The 20,179-nt window shown below is 56.8% G+C and carries 18 protein-coding genes; 15 read left to right on the plus strand and 3 right to left on the minus strand.

The window, feature by feature from the left end; genetic code table 11:
• Window positions 1-912 carry a LysR family transcriptional regulator gene (locus BQ7382_RS08875; RefSeq protein ID WP_077391749.1) on the minus strand — a complete coding sequence of 304 codons (912 nt, stop codon included), beginning with the start codon at window positions 910-912 and terminating at the stop codon, window positions 1-3.
• Window positions 913-1,141: 229 nt separating this feature from the next.
• On the opposite strand from BQ7382_RS08875, the gene BQ7382_RS08880 reads away from it, so the two are divergent.
• A complete protein-coding gene (locus BQ7382_RS08880) occupies window positions 1,142-2,257 on the plus strand; it encodes a 5-methyltetrahydropteroyltriglutamate--homocysteine S-methyltransferase (protein WP_077391750.1) in 1,116 nt (371 codons plus the stop codon).
• Window positions 2,258-2,505: 248 nt separating this feature from the next.
• Complete coding sequence (locus BQ7382_RS08885; protein ID WP_077391751.1) at window positions 2,506-3,066, plus strand: ECF transporter S component; 561 nt, start codon at window positions 2,506-2,508, stop codon at window positions 3,064-3,066.
• A gap of 137 nt (window positions 3,067-3,203) precedes the next feature.
• Here BQ7382_RS08885 and BQ7382_RS08890 read toward each other — a convergent pair whose 3' ends face one another.
• A complete protein-coding gene (locus tag BQ7382_RS08890) occupies window positions 3,204-4,697 on the minus strand; it encodes a monomeric [FeFe] hydrogenase (protein ID WP_077391752.1) in 1,494 nt (497 codons plus the stop codon).
• Between the two features lie 379 nt (window positions 4,698-5,076).
• Window positions 5,077-6,204, minus strand: a complete 1,128-nt coding sequence (locus tag BQ7382_RS08895) for a S1C family serine protease (RefSeq protein ID WP_235847992.1) — start codon at window positions 6,202-6,204, stop codon at window positions 5,077-5,079.
• A gap of 299 nt (window positions 6,205-6,503) precedes the next feature.
• Here BQ7382_RS08895 and BQ7382_RS08900 point away from each other — a divergent pair, with 299 nt between their 5' ends.
• The 13 genes from BQ7382_RS08900 (at window position 6,504) to BQ7382_RS08960 (ending at window position 20,108) form a co-directional block, all read left to right on the plus strand.
• Window positions 6,504-7,706 (plus strand): FprA family A-type flavoprotein, encoded by a 1,203-nt coding sequence (locus BQ7382_RS08900; RefSeq protein ID WP_077391753.1) that lies wholly within the window; start codon window positions 6,504-6,506, stop codon window positions 7,704-7,706.
• Window positions 7,707-7,714: 8 nt separating this feature from the next.
• Window positions 7,715-8,329 (plus strand): DUF1934 domain-containing protein, encoded by a 615-nt coding sequence (locus BQ7382_RS08905; protein WP_077391754.1) that lies wholly within the window; start codon window positions 7,715-7,717, stop codon window positions 8,327-8,329.
• The gene (locus BQ7382_RS08910; protein WP_077391755.1) at window positions 8,330-10,084 is read left to right on the plus strand and encodes a ClC family H(+)/Cl(-) exchange transporter; all 1,755 of its coding nucleotides are present in this window, start codon (window positions 8,330-8,332) and stop codon (window positions 10,082-10,084) included.
• Between the two features lies 1 nt (window position 10,085).
• Window positions 10,086-11,303 carry an Mbeg1-like protein gene (locus BQ7382_RS08915; protein WP_077391756.1) on the plus strand — a complete coding sequence of 406 codons (1,218 nt, stop codon included), beginning with the start codon at window positions 10,086-10,088 and terminating at the stop codon, window positions 11,301-11,303.
• Window positions 11,304-11,582: 279 nt separating this feature from the next.
• Window positions 11,583-12,677, plus strand: coding sequence for a DMT family transporter (locus BQ7382_RS08920; protein ID WP_077391757.1), 1,095 nt, complete (start codon window positions 11,583-11,585; stop codon window positions 12,675-12,677).
• Between the two features lie 91 nt (window positions 12,678-12,768).
• Entirely contained in the window at window positions 12,769-13,164 is a 396-nt protein-coding gene (locus tag BQ7382_RS08925) for a flavodoxin family protein (protein ID WP_159437283.1), read from the plus strand.
• 152 nt (window positions 13,165-13,316) lie between these two features.
• Complete coding sequence (locus tag BQ7382_RS08930) at window positions 13,317-13,817, plus strand: metallophosphoesterase family protein (protein ID WP_077391759.1); 501 nt, start codon at window positions 13,317-13,319, stop codon at window positions 13,815-13,817.
• Between the two features lie 131 nt (window positions 13,818-13,948).
• Entirely contained in the window at window positions 13,949-14,971 is a 1,023-nt protein-coding gene (ansA, locus tag BQ7382_RS08935) for an asparaginase (protein ID WP_077391760.1), read from the plus strand.
• Window positions 14,972-15,041: 70 nt separating this feature from the next.
• Window positions 15,042-15,770: a DUF6873 family GME fold protein gene (locus tag BQ7382_RS08940; protein WP_077391761.1), complete on the plus strand. Its 729-nt coding sequence runs from the start codon at window positions 15,042-15,044 to the stop codon at window positions 15,768-15,770.
• A gap of 164 nt (window positions 15,771-15,934) precedes the next feature.
• Window positions 15,935-17,059 (plus strand): elongator complex protein 3, encoded by a 1,125-nt coding sequence (locus BQ7382_RS08945; RefSeq protein ID WP_077391762.1) that lies wholly within the window; start codon window positions 15,935-15,937, stop codon window positions 17,057-17,059.
• A gap of 22 nt (window positions 17,060-17,081) precedes the next feature.
• Window positions 17,082-18,044: an acyl-CoA dehydratase activase-related protein gene (locus BQ7382_RS08950; RefSeq protein WP_235847993.1), complete on the plus strand. Its 963-nt coding sequence runs from the start codon at window positions 17,082-17,084 to the stop codon at window positions 18,042-18,044.
• A gap of 1 nt (window position 18,045) precedes the next feature.
• Window positions 18,046-19,125, plus strand: a complete 1,080-nt coding sequence (locus BQ7382_RS08955) for a 2-hydroxyacyl-CoA dehydratase (protein WP_077391763.1) — start codon at window positions 18,046-18,048, stop codon at window positions 19,123-19,125.
• Window positions 19,125-20,108 (plus strand): acyl-CoA dehydratase activase, encoded by a 984-nt coding sequence (locus BQ7382_RS08960; protein WP_077391764.1) that lies wholly within the window; start codon window positions 19,125-19,127, stop codon window positions 20,106-20,108. The genes BQ7382_RS08955 and BQ7382_RS08960 overlap by 1 nt, the downstream gene beginning before the upstream one ends.
• Window positions 20,109-20,179: the final 71 nt, after the last annotated feature.

The following is a 20,179-nucleotide window of genomic DNA, read 5'->3' on the forward strand; positions in this document are numbered from 1 at the left end:
TCACTCCTCTCCTTCCTGTACGTGCCTCTTCAGGAAGCTGATGAAAGCGCTGCCATACCTGGATGTGGGATAATTTTTTCTTCGTATGATCCCGATTCTCATGACCTCATCGGCCTCCAGGGGCTTGGCGATGATGTTGCTGCCGTTGAGCTTCCTGTCGATGATCCCCGAGCATACTGTGTATCCGTCAAGGCCGATCGCCAGGTTGAAAAGCGTGGCTCTGTCCCGGACCTGGATGTTCCGCCTGCGTTCCAGGGTGCTGAGGATCTCCTCGGAAAAGTAAAAGGAGTTGTTCTCCCCCTGCTCGTAGGAGAGGTACGGGTACGGTTCCAGGTCCTCGAGGGTCAGGAAGGCCTTGTCCTTCAACGGGTGAGTGTTGCTGATGAAAACGTGGGGAGTGGCCTGCATGAGCTCCGTGAAGACCAGCTCGTTCTTGCGGAAGACCTTCTGCATAACGTCCTGGTTCCTCTTGGAAAGGTAGAGGACCCCCACTTCGCTCTTCAGCCTGCTCACGTCCTCGATTATCTCATATGTCTCGGTCTCCCGTAGGATGAAGTCGTATTCCTCGGCCGGGAAAAGCTTTATCACGTCCACGAAGGCGCTCACCGCGAAGGAGTAGTGCTGGCACGACACGCAGAACCGCGGGTTGTCCTGGTGGCCACTCTTGTACTTTTCCTCGAGGATCGACGTCTGCTCCATGACGTTCCTCGCGTACCCGAGAAACTCCTCGCCTTCCTTTGTCACGGTGATGCCCCGGTTGGTGCGGACGAAGATGGTGATCCCCATTTCCTTCTCCAGTTCGGAGATGGCGTGGGTCAGCGAGGGCTGAGCTATGAAAAGGCGCGCGGCGGCCTCTGTCATGTTTCCGGTCTCCGCCACTTTGAGGACGTAGTGAAGCTGCTTGAGAGTCATGTTTTCTCCTGAAATAGATTTTTGCTATGAAAAAATTAAAATAATGATATTTTATCTAAGGCGAATATTCAAGTATTATCTGAACATGCAAAGCGCGAAGGGCTGTGAATAAATTGTTTCGAATCACAGACAGAATGCATAGGAGCGGCGCGGCTCCGGGGCACGTGGCCGGGGCGGCGCGAACCAGTGATAATGAAGGATAATACAAAGGATAGAGGAGGACAGAGACATGGGAAAATTGAGAACACCGTTCAGATACGATTTCGTGGGGAGCTTTCTGAGGCCGGAGAGGCTGAAGGAGGCGACCGATAAATACAGGAGAGGAGAGATCACCAAGGCGGAGCTGAAGACGGTCCAGGACGAGGAGATCACCTACCTGGTGGCGAAGGAAAAGGAGCTGGGCTTCCACTGCATCACCGATGGTGAGTTTCGCAGGGAATTCTGGCACCTGGACTTCATGTGGGGCTTTTCGGGAGTCGAGCACGAGGACAAAGGCAACGGGATAGATTTCAACGGCGAGCTGGCAAAGCTTGACGACGTCTACCTGGTGGGGAAGATCAGGGCTGATCACCAGCACCCTTTTGTTGAGCACTTCCGTTTCCTGAAGCAGTTCGAGGACGAGAACACCGTGGCGAAGCAGACGATCCCAGCTCCTGCCCAGACCTACATGCAGTTCGTTGTCCCTGGGAACCTGGGGAAGACCAGGGAGTTCTACGCTACGAACGACGAGCTTATAGAGGACATCGCAGCCGCTTACAGGACCGTTATCGGTCAGCTCTACGAGGCGGGCTGCAGGAACATCCAGCTGGACGACTGCACCTGGGGAGCCATCGTGGCACCGGGAGCTGCAGGCATATTCGGCGGAGACAGGGCGCTGTCGGACGTCAAGAAGGCTCTGCTCAAGGTGAACAACCTAGTCCTGGAGGATCTGCCGGATGACCTCACCGTGAACACCCACGTGTGCAGGGGGAACTACCACTCCACGTTCTTCTCCTCGGGTGCCTACGACTTCGTGGCGCCGGAGCTTTTCGGAGCGGAAAATGTGAACGCCTATTTCCTTGAATTCGACGACGAGCGCTCGGGAAGCTTTGCCCCGCTCAGGTTCGTGTCCGGTGAAAAGAAGGTTGTCCTCGGCCTCGTCACCACCAAGACTCCGGAGCTGGAGGACAAGGAAGTCATAAAGAAGAGGATCGCCCAGGCCGCGAAGATCATACCTCTGGACAGGCTGTGTCTCAGCCCTCAGTGCGGGTTCGCCTCCTGCGCCATCGGCAACAAGCTCACTGAGGACCAGCAGTGGGCCAAGCTGAAACTTGTGAAGGAGATAGCCGAAGAGGTGTGGGGATAGGCCGCTCCGCCGCGCAGCGCCGCAGTGTGCCGCAGCGTGAGGCATGGCCCGTCCTGAAAAACTGTTATGAACAAAAAAATCAAAATCTGTACTTGCTGTTCCGCGTAAGCCCTGTAAATTGGCTTCCATATGTAAAACTGTAATCCAAAAAAACAATCAAATTGCGTATTTAAATACGAACAGTTTGGTGCTATCATTCAACACAACGAAAGAAAGACAAAAATACAAAGATCCTGGAGGAAAGACATATGGAAAACAACATCAACAACAACGGCAGGAGCGGCAACCTGAACAAGCTGGTGTTCACCGCCCTCATCATGGGAATGATACTCATCGCCACATCATTTTTCCGTATCCCCGTGCCGATGACTCAGGGTTACGTGAACCTTGGAGACGCGGTGATCTTCCTGGGCGTTCTTCTCCTGGGCAGAAAATATGGCGCCGTGGCCGCCGGCCTTGGCGCCAGCCTCGGAGACGTGCTGGGCGGGTACGCGTTTTTCGCCCCTTGGACGTTCCTCATCAAATTCGCCATGGCCTTCGTCTGCGGCCTCATCATAGAAGCAGCTGTTAAGAAGAGCCACGGACAGGCAGGCAAAAAAGCCGATGTTCTCGCCATGACCGCCGGAGGTCTGGTGATGGTGCTGGGATATCTTGTAGTGGAGATCCCGATGTATGGAAACGCCGCAACGGCCCTGGCCGAGGTCCCTTGGAACATCTGCCAGTTCATAGTCGGTGAGTGCGCCGCCCTAGCCATCGGAGCGGCCCTCAGCAAGACTCCCGCAAAAAGGTATTTCGCTCTGCCGATGTAGGCGGGCGGCTCGCCGGGAGCACAAGGAGCTGCTTTTAGAGGAAGTTGTGTAAGATAATAAGAAAAAAAGAGGCTGCCGCATTTAGGTGTGTTACCCGTCATGGTAAGCATCACTTAAGTGCGGCAGCCTCTTAACGTCTATCTGTGTCTCTTGAATTCCGGGGAGTCCTCACTCTTGAAGACCGTGTCCAGGCTCTCCATGATGGTGCGGTCGTCGGCCTTGCTCAGCATGTCCTCCCGGACTTTTCTTGCTTTGACCGAGGTGTCGTTGCTGCACGGGCCGTGGAAGCAGCCGCCTTCGCAGCACATGCCTTCGATGAACTGGGCGTGGTAGTCCTCCATGAGGCGGCCTTTTACCGCGCTGTCGAGTACCTTCTTTATCTCCTTGACGCCGCTGACGCGGATCACCGGCAGCTCGTCGTTAAAACCTTTTTCCTTGAGGTACTCCACGACGCTGTTGGCCACGCCCCCGGCGTTTGCATATCTCTTTCCGTAGACGCTTCCCTGCTGATCAGCTCCGGTCTCCCTTTCCTCCTGAGGCTCGAACCATACGCCGCGGGACCGGAGCAGAGCCTCGAACTCGTCGAAGATGAGAGAATAGTCGGCATTGCCATCTATCTTCTGGTCCTGGACCTCGGACTTTTTGGCGACGCACGGGCCGATGAATACCGTGACCGCCTCAGGGTCCTTCGCCTTGATGAGCCTGGAAAGCTGGCACATCGGGCTGACAGAGGTGCTCACCCAGGAGGACAGCTCCGGGTAGTAGGTGTTGATCAGGTTAACGAAGGCAGGGCAGCATGAGGTGACCTTGTTTTCGCCCTTGAGGTAGGCCTCATGCCACTCCATGGCCTCCGCTTCCGTTGTGAGGTCTGCTCCGAGAGCGACCTCCACGAGATCGTAAAATCCTATTTTCTTTGCGGCCTGCCGCCAGCTCTCCACGGTTATCCCCTTGCCGTACTGCCCCTCGGCAGCCGGCGCCACCATGGCGTAAACCCTTTTTCCCGACTGGATCGCCCGGATGACCTGCAGGATGGAATCCCTCGTGCCGATGGCACCGAACGGGCACTTGTGGAGGCACTGGCCGCAGCTGATGCACTTTTCCGGATCGATGACCGCGAGGCCGTTTTCGTCGTAGGTCAGGGCGCCTACCGGACAGGAGGTCTTGCACGGGCGCTTTATGTGTACGATGGCGTTGTACGGGCAGGAGCGGGCGCACATTCCGCACTCCTTGCACTTGGTCTTGTCGATCTCGGTGCGGTCCTTGCCGATTATGACGGCGCCGAACTTGCAGCTGTTCAGGCAGGACTTCCCGGCGCAGTTCTGGCAGACCTCGGTCACCAGGTAACCGGAGATCGGGCAGTCGGAGCACGCCGGCGTGAGCACGTGGATCATCCTGCCGTTGTCCTCAGGGACAGGGGCCTTTCCCGTGGAAAGGCGGATCCTCTGGCGGAAGACCTCGCGCTCCCTGTAGATACAGCATCTGTATGTTGGAAGAGGACCCGGGATGACCTTGTCCGGCAGATATTCCAGCTCCTTGTCCAGATCGTCCGGGTGATCCCAGGCCAGGCTGGCCACCTGGTACACTGTGTTTTCTCTGGTCTTCATGAGGTTCTGGTCGGCATATACGGTCATCAGGGTGTTCTCCTTTCTTTTCCGGTGAAAAAAATGTCATGCTGCGGTGCTTCGCGAGGAAAAGCAGTCAGCGCCGTGCGGTGCTTTTGCAGGTATAAGCATACAGCGCGGTGCGATCTCTGTGCGGCGCTTCAGGACAGGCGCGTCCCTGCCTGGCGGTGAAGGCATAAAAATATGCTCCGGAGACAGGCTCGGGAGCATTTATTCGTATTAGTATCGAAAAGCCTCACATCGTTAATAGTGTAACATACCGTAAAAATCTCGAAAAGGCACATGGCATAATGCATTGTACATATTGTAGAACAACACGTGTTTCGTGAAAGATCGCATGTTCCTGCAGATTGCCCGGCCCTTCCGCCGCTGCAGCTATCACCTGGTATCACTCGGCGTCTTCGATTATCTGATTTATTATCGGCGCAGCCGTGTCGATAGGGATGGCAAAGCCCAGCCCCTCGATGCCTGTGCCGGAACCCTTTGCCACCACGATGCCGATCAGCTTTCCGCTTCCGTCAAAGAGTCCGCCGCCGGAGTTCCCCGGGTTGATGGCAGAGTCCGTCTGGAGGAGGGAGAGCTTTCTGCCATCGATGGTCAGCTCTCTGTCCAGGGAACTTATGATGCCCGATGTGGCGGTGCCGCCCAGAGTTCCCAGAGGATTTCCGATGGCCACAGCCAGGTCTCCCACATTCACGGAAGAGCTCTTTCCAATCGTTGCGGCGGTCAGATCCTTCCCGTCGATCTTCAGCACCGCTATGTCGTTGTTCGAATCGTATCCGACGACCTCGGCATCGTAGGATTCACCGGAGTGGAGTTTTACCGTCACCTTGCTGCTGCCCTCGATCACGTGGTAATTGGTGGCGATGTAGCCGTCCTCGGAGACGATGACACCGGAGCCGGCACCCTCGCTTGTCTGTACTCCGAACATGGACATCTCCTGTGATTCCGTAGTGATCTCCACCACAGAGTCCTCGTTTTCCGAGACGATCTCCTCTATGGTCTTCTCGCTTCCGGCAGCGGATTCCAGGGATACGTTGGAGAGGTTGGAATAACTTGAGCTGCTGGCGCGGTCGTAGAGCCAGAAGCCGAAGAGACCGCCGAGCACGGTGGAGACGGCCATCGTTATTATCAGAGCGACTACCAGAAAAGTCCTGGAAACGTAGTGCACCGGCTTCGGCTGACGAGGTGCTGCGCCGTTTCCGCAGCCTCCTCCGCCGTTACCGTTTCCGTTCCAGCCGCCATTATCGTTTCTGCTGCTCCCCTGTCTGCTCCAGTCTCCATAAGAAGGCGCCTGAGCCTGTGAGTTACCTGATACACCGCTTCCGGCGCCACCCCAGGTCTTCTCAGTGTCACTGTGACTCTGTTTCCCCTGTTCTGAAGGGTTCCCGGCGGTCCAGCCGTTTTGGCGGGGATCGCCGCTTTCTGATGTGTCGTTCTCCAGGGTGCCATATGGACGCCCTGTGGCAGGGTTTATGATACCACCGCCGTTTCTGTTATTTCTGTCGTAATCCATCTGGGATCCTCCTGTAGCGTTTTATCGTCTGACATTAGTATATTGTCACCTTATGTAATAAAAGTGTTTTCAATGTGTGGTCATGTGTCACTGAAAAAGGAGATACTGCGAAAAGAACTTTAAAAAACGGGGAGTGACAGCCTGTTTGATGACGTGGAAATATACAATGACGACCTTATCTGCCGTTGATTAAACATGGACGCAGGCGGTATAATCATAGGGCGTATGTGAATGTGAAAAGCCAGCGGGACCCCGTGGTCTGCGGCTTTTGAGATAAGGTTTTTTCAAGGAGGCACCGAATGTACTGCGTTAACAAAATCAGCGATGACATGTACTGGATCGGCGGCAACGACCGCAAAATCACTGTTTTTGAGGGAGCGATACCGATCCCTGACGGAATGGCGTACAACTCTTATTTTATAGATGACGAGAAGACGGTGGTGATGGACACCGTTGACCACAGCGTATCCAAGGTGTTTTACGAGAACATCAGGCATCTCCTGGATGGCAGAAAGCTGGACTATGTTATCGTGAACCACGTGGAGCCTGACCACAGCGCGTCTCTGGAGGACCTGATCCTACGCCACCCTGAGGCTAAGGTGGTGGGCACATCCAAGATCAAGGCCATGGTGAAGCAGTACGTGTGCTGGGACGTGGACGAAAAGTTCATGGTGGTTAAAGAGGGAGAGACTCTGACCACCGGGCGCCACAGCTTCACCTTCATCAACGCGCCGATGGTCCACTGGCCTGAGGTCATGGTCACCTACGACAGCGCGACGGGAACGCTTTTCTCGGCGGATGCCTTCGGTATCTTCGGCGCCCACAACGGAAATATTTTTGCGGACAAGTACGACTTCGACAGAGAGTGGCTTCCTGAGGCGAGATCATACTACACGACCATCGTGGGCAAATACGGAAACTTCACCGCCAACCTCCTGAAGAAGGCCGCGGGCCTGGACATCAGGATGATCTGTCCACTCCACGGATACGTCATCAGAAAGGACCTGGACAAGTACATCGACGCCTACATGAAGTGGGCTCTCTACGAGCCTGAAGAGAAGGGCGTGCTGATGCTGTTTTCCTCGCCTTACGGGAACACCCAGAACGCGGTGGAGATCGTGGCCGCGGAGCTTGCGGAAATGGGCGTGGACAACATGAAGATCATGGACGTGTCCAGAAAGGATCCTATGGAGATCCTGCCGGAGGTGTTCAGGTACAGCAATCTGCTGGTGGCCGCCAACACATACAATGCGGAGATCTTCATCAAGATGGAGGAGGCTCTCTTTGAGATGAAGTCCATGGGCGTCCAGAACAAGAGGGTGAGCATCATCCAGAACGGGTCCTGGAATCCTGCGAGCGGGAAGAAGGTAAAAGAGTTTTTCGAGGGTCTCAAGAGGATGACCTTCGTTGGAGATATGGTGACTGTCAGGTCTTCGGTCAAGGAAGAGACGAGAGCCGATCTGGAGAAGCTGGCGTCAGACATAGCAGCGGATTTGAGATAGGAGGCCAGATGGCAGCTTATACAGCAGATTATACAGAAGAACAGAACGGCATGATCGACGAAGGTGTGACTGACGAGGAGCTGATGGATGGCCTGGAGGGCACGTCCGATGACGGCAGGGTGAAGAAGCCGGTGTTCATAAGGCTCCGCAGCGCCCAGTACGGTGAGCGCCTCGAGGAAAAGGGTCCGGCCTTCGCCAGGCAGTACGACCTGGAGGACAGCCTGGACATCGATACGGAGGGGGTGTTTTACACGGTGAACGGCACGAAGTATCTCCTCTACGACGAGGCCGAGGAGATGGGCATGGGCACCAACGTGAAGACCCTGATCCGCATAAAACCATCGGAGCTGGAGATAAAGCGCTTCGGGACCGAAGAACCCGGTGACATGGACATCCGGCTGGAAAAGGGTGTCCGGACCATCACCAGGTATGTGGCCCCCGTTCAGGCCATGAACTTCGAGCTTGAGATATATACAAACAAGCTGGACATCGACATGAGCGACGAGGGCGTCGGGACGATCGATGCCGAGTACTTCATGAGATTCGACCAGTTCGGCAGGAGGAAGAACAAGCTGAACATCAAGGTGGAGGCTAATGATGGTCCGAAGCCGGAGAGAGTTTAGATGACTGAAAAAAATACTGGAAAAAACAAGGCGGAAGGAGCGAGGTACCGGGTGAGGAACGTGGCGCGCCGGGAGCACTTTCAGAGGAGGATGATCCTCGAAGGTGCCCTGGTGGGCGGGGTGACCGGCACGGTGATAGCTCTCTTCCGCCTTGCTCTTAACAACGGAGACGTAATAAGAAACAGAATGGTGGAGTTCGCCAGGACGGGCGGATCCCACTCTCTTGTGGTGCTCGGGATCCTGATGGTGCTGGCAGTGCTGATATACCTGCTGCTCCGCTGGGCGCCGGATATTTCCGGTTCCGGCATCCCACAGGTGGAAGGTGAGATGAAGGGACTTGAGGATCAGTGCTGGTGGAGGGTGCTGCCCGCAAAACTTCTGGGCTGCACCCTGGCGATAGGCGGCGGCCTCGCCCTGGGCAGGGAGGGCCCCAGCATCCAGATCGGCGGGATGCTGGGGAAGGCCTGCGCCCGCATAAGGAAGACAAACCTCACGGAAGAGCGCCTTCTCATGACCTGCGGAGCGGGCGCAGGCCTGGCCGCCGCCTTTGGTGCGCCGCTGGCGGGAGCTCTCTTCTCACTGGAGGAGCTCCACAAGAACTTCTCCCTGGAAGTCCTGGTACCGACAATGGTATCCACGGCCGTGGCCGACTACGTGGCCGTGAACATAATCGGACTCACCCCCGTATTCGACTTCAGCATCACGGAGAAGCTCCCGCTCAGGCTCTATTGGTCTGTGCTCGCCCTGGGACTCATCCTGGGCGCCTTCGGCGTCCTGTACAACAGGACTCTGGCGGCGATGCAGGATCTGTTCGACGGCATCGGCCGCCTGGTGGACAAGGCCGTCTCCTCGGTCTTCACATCCGGAGATGCAGCTGCCGGTCCTTCCGGAAGACACGGGAGAGACAGAAAGCCTCTCTATAAAATGATCGCCGCCATGCTCATGGCCTTCGCGGCCATGTTCCTGTATCCGGTGGTGCTGGGTAGCGGCAGCTATCTTGTCGCAATGATCAGCGCGGGGAGATTCACCCTGGGCGCCCTCGCCATCCTGCTGGTGTGGAAGTTCTTTTTTTCCACCGCAAGCTTCGGCTCAGGCTCCCCGGGAGGCATCTTCCTGCCGCTCCTGGTCCTGGGCGCCCTCACCGGCGGCCTGTATTCCCGCGGCCTTTCCGCGCTGCTGGGAGTGGACCAGGTGTACATCGCGTCCTTTGTGATCCTGGGGATGGCGGGCTACTTCGCCGCCATCGTCAGGGCGCCGATCACCGGGATAATCCTGATAACCGAAATGACGGGAGACCTGAGCAGCTTCCTGTCCCTCACCTTCATATCCGTGGTCGCCTACATGGTAGCCGACACCCTGGGCGGAGAACCGGTCTACGAGCAGCTCCTGAACAGGCGCCTTGAAAAAAGGAAGCTGACGCCTCAGGAAGAAGACATCGTGGAGATCGACAGGCCGAGGTACCAGAAGGAGCGTACTGTAGACAAGAAGACCAGGGGCCGTGAGAGGAGAGCCATCATATTCGGCGACATCCACACCGGCTCCTACATGGACGGCAGGCAGGTCATGGACCTGGAGCTGCCGCCGGGAGCCCTCATCACCTCCGTGCGCAGGGGCGACAGAGAGCTGATCCCGGGGGGCCGCACCAGGCTCCTTGGGGGAGACGTGATCGAGGTGCTGTGCAGGAGGAGCGACATCGGCCCCGCTCAGGACATTCTGGAGAAAAAATGCCACATGCTGACCGGCGAGGAGGAGTGACATGCCCGATACACACCGGAACATAATCGACTACGTGAGAGAGACCAACGAGACTTTCAGCCAGTCTCCATTCAACCCGGTGGACAGCCTGGTGCTGTCCCAGCTGAGCTATGCACGTCTGGAGCGGGTGAAGGACGAGCTGGATCTCCCGAAGACGGGAGTCTTCGGCCGCAGCCCTGCGCCGAGGGTAAAAGACTTTTTCCGGGGAGAGTTTTTCCGCCGCGTCTTCGACGACGACATCTCCGACGAGAGCAACCTGGAGCTCTTCGCCTTCGCGGCCGCCAGCCCGCGGTTCAGGGACCTGCAGATACTCAATATCGAGGCGGAGATGGACCGGGACATCGAGGCCCAGTTCGGGGCCATGACCTTCGTCCTGGACGACACCACGGACTACATTGCCTTCCGGGGCACAGATGGGAACCTTCTGGGCTGGAAGGAGGACTTCAACATGTCCTTCATGGAGGAAGTCCCGTCGCAGGGGATGGCTGTGGACTACATAAACAGGTTTTTCGGGGAAAAGGACCGGCGAGGCCGGCGGAGGCGCGTCATCATCGGCGGCCATTCCAAGGGCGGGAACATGGCCATCTACGGCGGCCTGAAGTGCGACGGCGGCATACACAGCCGGATAATACAGATCTTCAGCCACGACGGGCCGGGCTTCCGCAGTGACGTGCTCGAGAAGCTCCAGGAGATACAGGACAGGGATAACATCTATGTCCGCAAGTTGGTGCCCAAGGCCAGCATCATCGGCATGCTCATGAGCGACACCGGGGACTATGAGGTGGTGGACTGCCAGGGCGTGGGGATCATGCAGCACTACGCTTTTGCCTGGGCCGTTGATGGCATGGACTTCGTCTACTGCGACGGCCTGTCTCAGGCCGGCGAATTCAACGACAGGACCATCAGGGACTGGCTCACCTCCGCCACGTACGAAGAGAGGGAGAACTTCACCGAGACATTGTACGGTCTGCTGGTGAACAACGGGATCAACACCCTGACGGATCTCAAGAACTTCACCCCCGGCAAGATCGTCACCATCGTGGCATCCCTCGGGTCGGTGGACGAGGAGAGCAGGAAAAACTTTTTCCGCATCTTCAGGTCGCTCGCCTCGGCGTCTCTCAGGCAGCTGGCTCCGGGGGACAGGCGACGGGCACGCGACGGCCGTGAGCTGGACGACCGTGACAGCCAGGACGGACAGGAAAGCGACCAGGGCGAATAGTGCTAAGTATTTCATGCACTGTTTTTCTAAAAGTGCTTAATTGCAATGGTTACAAAACAAGAGTAACATATCCGTGGAGGCCGGCAGGGGCAAGTTGGAACAGCTCTGCCGGGTCGGTCTCTTTTATTGCGCCGGATGGCCTGTGAGGCCGTCCCCGCGGAATACCACTTCAATAAACATTTGTTTTTTCAATAAACGTCTCATCATAACACTACATTACAAAAACATATCTTCGATTCACCGCAGAAAGGAAGGCAGGGGCGGGTGCCCCGGATCTCTATGAAAAGAGTAGTAACTTGTGTTTTACTTACCGCACTTCTTTTCGGCACCATGGAAACGGCGCTGAAAATCGGAGGGAGTTCATTTGACTCCGTCCAGCTCACATTCCTCAGATTCATGATAGGCGGACTGATCCTTCTCCCTATGGGGATCAAGGAGGCCCACGAAAGCGGATACAGCCTCACGGCGGGCGATATCAGATGGCTTACACTGGTCGGAGCCGTGGGGATCCCGATCAGCATGCTGTGCTTCCAGCTGGGAGTGGAGAGGTGCAACGCCGCGACAGCCGCTGCACTGATCTGCATGAACCCGCTGTTCACCATGGTGATAGCCCACATTTTCACAGAGGAAAAGATGACATCCAGAAAGGCGCTGGCCTTTGCCGTCGGCATCGTGGCAGGCGTGTTCCTCATCAGGCCATGGGACGTTGAGCCGGGAAACACCATCCCGGGGATCATCCTCATGCTTGTGGCGGCCGTTACGTTTGCGGCGTACACTGTAATGGGAAAGAGGTCCATCGCAAGAGTCGGGACCTTCATGCAGACGAGCGTGAGCTTCATACTGGGGTCTCTGATCCTGCTGGTAGTCCTGGTGCTCACCGGACGCCCGATACTCGCCGGTGTCACCGCAAACCCGCTGGTGGTGCTGTACAGCGGCATCTTCGTAACAGGGCTCGGATACCTGTTCTACTTCATAGCCATTAAATACTCTGACGCAACCACAGGTTCCCTGGCCTTCTTTATCAAGCCGGCCATCGCACCGATATTCGCCATCACCATCCTCGGTGAGTCCATCGAGTGGAACACCGTCGTAGGCATCCTGTTCCTCCTCACGGCTTCTGTGATCACCCTCACAGGCGAGAAGAACAAGGTCGCCGAGGGCGCAGGTGCTCAGGAGATGGAGACTGCAAGAGAGGTCGCCCAGGAGGCGGAGAGAGGCATGGAAAAAGAGGCGGCCAGAGACTACGCCGCCATCGAGACCGCACAGGAGAGCGAGCTTGCCAACATCGAGGCGACTGAGGAGAAGATCCGCCAGAAGCGCCAGGAACATAAAGAGCACAAAGAAAACAAAGGACAAAAGACACTTCAGGCATAAGATGTGTCACAGAATCGTTTGAAAGCTCACCGCATATGATATATAAAGAGTCCAGTGCTTAAGAAGATATATCGACTAGGAGGATATGGACATGGATCACGCAGTGAGATATTATTCAAGGTCCGGTAACACTAAGATCGCGGCAGAGGCAATGGCAAGCGCCCTGGGCGTGGAGGCGGTTTCTGTTGATCAGCAGGGAGCGGAGATCTCCCGGCCTGTAGACGTGCTCTTTATCGGAGGAGCCCTCTATGCCTACGGTATCGATAAACACCTCAAGACTTACATCGCTTCACTGAAGAAGGAAAACGTAAAAAAAGCCGTGGTGTTTTCCACATCATGGTTCTCAAAGCACGCAATAGACCTGATCAAGGAGGAGTTGCAGGGACAGGGGATCCAGGTGGCTGAGCGTTCTTTCTACCTGCGGGGAAAGCCTTCCGAAAAAGATCAGAGGGAAGCGATGAGGTTTGCAAAAGAGAACGCCGATTGATACAGGAAGGGGCGGATGATATTGCAACAGTCTCAAACATAACTTTTTTCTCGAACACTTCGCCTTTGTGGTGTAATATGTAATGGCCTGAGCTTTTCCCCGGAGAAGCCCGGGCCATTATTGACAATAAGAACAGGAGATGTTTTTTCCACATGCTGATGCTTGTATTATCCGACACTCACGGTAAGCTGGACCGGGGGGAGAAGACGATCCGGAAATATCCTGACGCTCAGTACATAATCCACCTTGGGAACGATTTTCAGGACGCCTTTGACCTTGAAAGAAGCACGGGCCGTCCTGTCATTCCTGTGGCCGGCAACGGTGACGGATGGGGGCAGGCGCAGGGAGTGCCATGGGACAGGGTCCTGACCACTTCTGCCGGAAAGATCTTCCTCACCCACGGCCACAGATACGGTGTGAAGTCGGGCTATGAGGCGCTGGCGGGCAAAGCGGCGGAGCGGGGATGTGTGGCAGCCTTCTTCGGCCACACCCACCAGGCGGTCCTCACACAGTGCGGAGGGATAACGATCTTCAACCCAGGAAGCATAGCGTATCCGAGGGACGGTTCGAATGGTTCCTACGGGATCGTGGAGATCCAGGGAGATACAATGACCTGCCACACCGAGGAGCTGGGATTCGAGTCCAGACCTTAGGAGCCGCACCCTTGCAGCGCCGACGCGGCACCGGGCCGGAGACAGGTGCGACCGCAGTCTTCGCCTGGCGGAAAAACCTTTTTCCTGAAAAAAATCAACGAAATGATCAACTGTTTTCCCTGGAGGACCGAATGAGAAAAGTCTGTATCATATACACCGGCGGCACTATAGGAATGGTGCCGACTGAAAAGGGCTACGCTCCGGAGAAGGGCGCCCTGAACAAGGAGCTGTCAAACCTGAAGGACCTGTCCGCCGCGGACATGCCGGAGTGGGACCTGGTGGAGCTGGACCCCCTTCTGGATTCCTCTAACATCACCTACCGTGACTGGAACAAAATAGGCCGGGAGATCGCCGGCCGTTACGAGGACTACGACGGGTTCGTGGTTTTGCACGGCACGGACACCATGGCCTACACGGCGTCGGCGCTGTCCTTCATGCTGGAGAATCTGGGAAAACCGGTGATACTCACGGGATCCCAGATCCCGCTGTGCCAGCTCCGGAGCGACGGCAAGGATAACCTCATCACCTCCATGCTCATCGCTGCGGACTCGGTGGTGCCGGAGGTCTGTCTCTACTTCGGAAACAAGCTCCTGAGGGGGAACAGGTCCTACAAGTCCTCCGCGGACAGGCTGATAGCCTTCTCTTCGCCGAACTACCCGTCTCTGGCATCTGCGGGGATCGAGATCAGTTACAACTGCAACCTGATCCTGGAGAAGCCCGACCCGGAGATCAGACCTTTTAAGCTCACGGAGATGCGCCGGACTTCCATCGGCGTGATCAAGCTCCACCCGGGGATACACTTCGACGTTTTCGCGCCCATCGTCACGAAAAACCTGGAGGGTCTGGTGATAGAGGCCTTCGGCACCGGGAACATGCCGAACTACGATGAGGAGCTGCCGTATGTAATACGCCAGGCCATCGAGAACGGAACGGTGGTGGTAGTGGGCACCCAGTGCGCTCAGGGAAAAGTCCGCCTGGGGACGTATGACGTCAGCTCCCAGCTGGTGGAGGCGGGGGTGGTCAGCGCAGGAAACATGACCACTGAGGCCATAGTGACGAAGCTGGCTTATCTGCTCAGCCTGGGCCTCAGCCGCCAGGAGATCCACGAGCTCATGGAAGGGGACCTGAGAGGCGAGATGGACGACCGGATGTAGAAGATCCGGGGCAGTATAGTTTGCAGACGTAATGGCATTGTTCGCGTATTACTTATACGGGGGGAAAATTATGATCAGAAAAGTAAAGGTTTTCAGCAGGGAATGGAACGAGATGGTTGACCCATATTCGAAGATATTCCTCTCAGTGGATGCGGATAAGAGGCTTGTGGACTACATATCAGCGAAGGATCTGGACGTGGTCCTCATGTATTCCGAGGGGATCGTGGAGGAGGCCGTGGCCAGCCACCCGGACATCTTCCTCTGCCGCCTGGGATACAACGACATCAACGGGAATGCCATCCTGTACAAGGCGGACTGCCACGACTTCGATACCCGGAAAGGTCCATGTGGATATCCCGAGGATGTGGCATTCAATGCCGTCTGCACCAGCAGGTATTTCATTCACAATCTGAACTACACAGACCCCGGGCTCCTGGAGAGGGCCAGAGGGGTCTGGACCGTGGACCTCATCGGCTGCAGGCAGGGATACACGAAGTGCAATACCGTCGTGGTGGACAGAGAATCCCTGATCACCGGTGATGAGGGGATCGCGAAGGCATGCCAGAAGGTGGAGGATCTGGAGGTGCTCCTGGTCAAACCGGGACATGTGGAGCTGCCGGGTCACGATACTGGATTTATCGGCGGAGCCAGCGGCAGGATCGGGAATGAGATCATCTTCAACGGCGACCTCAGCAGACATCCCGACTTTGAGAAGATAAGAAAATTCATCGAGGACCGGGGATTGACATGCAAGTGGTTCCCGGAGTACCCTCTCACAGATATCGGTACTATAATGTAAATTCATAACGTAACTTACGGGGCCGTCATGGCTGTCCGCGGATCTGCGGGCCGTCTCAGCGGCCCCGATGACCGAAAGGCGGAAAAACCGGACTTCCCGGACAGATACGGTTGGTCCGGTTCCGTGACCGGCCTTTTGCATGCGGCGGAGACGCAGCGGAGATAATGAAGAAAAACGGAAAAAAACACGCTATCATACCAATTTTCATACCGCACCTGGGGTGCCCCTACGACTGCGTCTTCTGCAATCAGCGGGAGATAACCGCCAGGACCGCCGCACCGGATACCCGCCAGGTGGACGCCACAATAAAACAGTGGCTCACGACGCTCCGGGACGCTGAAGTGGAGATCGCCTTTTACGGGGGAAGCTTTACCGGCATTCCCATGGAAATGCAGTCTGCCTACCTTGACGTGGCGAAAAAATACAAGGACAGCGGGGTCGTCACTAAGCTCCACCTGTCCACCAGGCCCGACTTCATCGACGAGGAGATCCTGGAAAATCTCAGGGCTCACGGCGTGGACGTGATCGAGCTCGGCGCCCAGTCCTTCGACGACCGGGTGCTGGCCCTCTCGAACCGTGGCCATACGGCCGACGACACCCGCAGGGCTTCGAGGCTCATCAGGTCATACGGATTCGAGCTGGGCATACAGCTCATGATCGGCCTCCCCGGGGACTCCAGGGAGAGCTGCGTCATGTCCGCACGCGAGGCCGTGAAGCTGGAGCCGGAGCTGGCCAGGCTGTATCCGACCATCGTGCTGGACGATACGCGCCTTTACCAGATGTACCGTGAAGGACTGTACACGCCGCTCACCAGAGAGGAAGCCGTGGCCACCACCGCTGACATGTACAGGATCCTGGACGATGCCGGTATACGGATCATGCGCGTGGGACTCAAGAGCACCGACATCATCGGTGACGGAGGCGCCATAAACGGCGGAACATATCATCCGGCTTTTCGCCAGCTGGTGGAGGGGCGGATCGCCCGGGAAAAGATCGAGCCTTTGCTGGAAAAGGCTTCGTCGCAGGCGGAAGCTCAGGCGGCTGACGCCGGGGACGTAAGCGCCGGAGAGGAACGTGGCGCGAACATCAGGAGAGACCGGACGCTGAAGGTAGACGTGTTCTCCAGCCCGGCATGGTTTTCCAACATGATAGGCAACTCCGGGGAGAACAGAAAAAGATTCGCCGAGGAATTTCTCCGGCTGAACATCAGGTACCGGAGCGACCCGGACATCAGAGATGGTGAGTTCCGTGTGGTGGTGAAGGAGGATCCGGCAGAAGATCCGGCGTGAGGAGACACTGAAGGAGATTTCTATGAACATGATAAAAATGCCTGGAAGGGAAAATACGACCGACGAGATGGTGGTGGGGCTCCCGAGAGCGCTTCTGTATTTCAGATACAGAGTGCTCTGGGAGACTTTTTTCAGGGAGCTCGGGGTGAAGACCACCGTCAGCCCGGAGACCAATCTGGAGATAATGAGGAAGGGGGCGGAGCGCTCCGCCTCTGAGATGTGCATGGCCATGAAGATATACATGGGCCACGTGGACGCCCTCCGGGGAAAGTGCACCCACGTGCTGGTGCCGAGGATCCTGGATTTCGGAATCAGGCGGGTCATGTGCACCAACTTCGAGGCCCTGCCCGACCTGGTGTCCAACATCTTCCGTGACAGCAGCTTCAAAGTCCTGTCCTATGATGTGGACTCGGGAAAAAGAAAGGATGAGAAGCGGGCCATGATCGAGATGGCCACGGGGCTGGGCTTTTCCGGGAAAAACAGCGCCCACGCCTACAAGGTCGCCTCGAGGGCCCAGGAGGAAGCCAATGCCGCGGCCGCCAGGAGGACAGAGGCCCTGTACCACAAGGATGGCCTCAAGCTGATCCTGGCGGGGCACAGCTACGTCCTGGACGACGAGTACATCGGGAAGCCGGTGTTCCAGAAGCTGGAGAAGATGGGCGTGACCGTGATAAGGGCGGATCAGGTGGACAGGAAGCAGGCCCTGAGGGAATCGGAAAAGGCATCTCCTACGCTCAAGTGGGAGCTCTCCCGGGAGATCGTGGGCTCGCTGGTGATGCACTACCCTCAGGTGGACGGCATCATCCTTCTCGCCGTGTATCCGTGCGCCCTGGATTCCATGGTGAACGACATGCTCATCCACAAAAACAGCATAACAAAGGTCCCAGTGCTCCAGATGACCCTGGACGACCAGACAGGATCCGCCGGATTGGATACCAGGCTGGAGAGCTTCGTGGACATTCTTGAAATGAGGAAGGGGGAATAGCATGGGGGAAAAGAAAAACAGAAAGATCGCCTTTCCCATGGTGGCCAGGTACAACGAGGTGGTGCGCTACTTCGTTGAGCAGGGGCTGAAGCAGACCTACATCATGCAGCCTCCTATGACCAGGCACACGCTGAACCTTGGAGTGAAATACGCTCCAGACATGGTCTGTACGCCTTTTAAGACGATCCTCGGAAGCATGATCGAGGCCCTGGAGGCGGGGGCGGACACACTGATCATGGTGTTTGGCTACTGCCGCCTCGGGTATTACGGAGAGCTGGCAGAGACCATACTGAGAGACCTGGGATACGAATTCGACTATCTGAATCTGGCAGAATACACCACGGGGAAGAGCAAGGACTACCTGAAGGCCCTGCGGAAGCTGAACCCCGACGCCAAGGCCGTGCCGCTCGGAAAAGCCGGCATCGACGGCCTGAAAATGCTGGAGCGCATCGATACGATAGAGAGCCTTTACTACCAGAACTGCGGGTTCGAGATAACGAAAGGACAGTACAGGAAGGCTTTTGACCGTTTCATGGACGACATGAGCAAGGCGCAGAAGGGCTCGGACATAGACGAGGGATATGACCGCTGCCGCGAGACCTTCGACTCCATACCTGTGGACAAGGGACCGTTCCCTCTCAAAGTCGGGGTCCTGGGTGAGTATTTCACCGTCATGGACGAATTTTCCAATATAGACCTGGAGCAGACCCTCGCCGACCTGGGGGTGGAGGTCCACCGCTGGATGAACGTCTCCAACCGCAATCTTCACTATCCGGGCGAGAAAAACCTGAACGCCAGGATAAGAGAATACTGCACTTACGAGATGGGGCCGACATCCACGGCCAACATCTGGTACGCCAAGGACTGCGCGGAAAGGGGCTATGACGGCCTGATCCACGTGAAGAGCGCCGGCTGTACTCCCGAGATCGACATAATCCCGGTGCTCCAGCGGATAGGAGAGGACTACAAGATCCCGATCCTGTACCTGACCTACGATTCCCAGGACGGGAGCGCGGGATTCCAGACGAGGATAGAGGCTTTTTACGACATGATAGAGATGAGAAAGAAGGTCATACACTGATGGAAGATGTATACATGGGAATAGATGTTGGATCCATCTCCACCAAGGGAGTGATCCTCACAAAGGACAACAGGATAGTGGCCAGCGCCTACATCTGGACCGAGGGGAACCCGATCGGCGCGGTGAAGCAGCTGCTGCACCTCCTGGAAGAGCAGGTCTCCGGGGAAGAATACAGGATCGTCGGAACGGGCACCACGGGCAGCGCCCGTCAGCTGGTGGGGACGGTGGTCGGAGCCACCGTGGTGAAAAACGAGATCACCGCTCACGCAGTCGGCACCACCACGTTCCATCCTGATGTCCGCACCATTCTTGAGATCGGCGGACAGGACTCCAAGATAATCCTGGTGGAAAACGGCGTCGCCATCGACTACGCCATGAACACCCTTTGCGCCGCCGGAACAGGCGCATTCCTCTCCAGCCAGTCCAACAGACTGGGCATCCCGGTAGAGGAGATGGGGGAGATCGCCCTGAAGTCCAGCCACCCTACACAGATCGCCGCCAGGTGCACCGTTTTTGCGGAGTCCGACCTGGTCCACAAGATTCAGGTGGGGCACACCAGGGAGGACATCGTGGCGGGCCTGTGCCAGGCTGTTGTGGGGAACTATCTGAACAACGTGGGCAAGGGGAAAAAGATTTTGTCTCCGGTCGTGTTCCAGGGCGGCGTCTCCAAGAACATCGGCGTCGTGAAGGCCTTCGAGCGACAGCTCGGATGTCCGGTGCTCGTTGACGAGAACGGACACCTCATGGGGGCCATCGGTGCGGCCATCCTTGCCCGCCGCAGCAAGAAGAGAAAGGAATTCAGCTTCGACATAGAGGACATGGAGTTCATCACTCGTGAGATCAACTGCGGCGGCTGCCCGAACAACTGCGAGATCATCTGCGTGTACAGAGACGGCCAGATGATCGACAGCTGGGGCAACCGGTGCCAGCGCGGAGACGCGGCCGCAAAAAAAGCCGCGAGACGCTTTTCCGAGGAAAACTAGGCGTGTGGTGCATCCGCGCCGGACGTTCACACGCGGGCATCTCGCAAGACTCGCGCACAACAAAAGGGCAG

The organism is Mobilibacterium timonense, from assembly GCF_900155555.1.
GTDB lineage: Bacteria > Bacillota > Clostridia > Peptostreptococcales > Anaerovoracaceae > Allobaileyella > Allobaileyella timonense.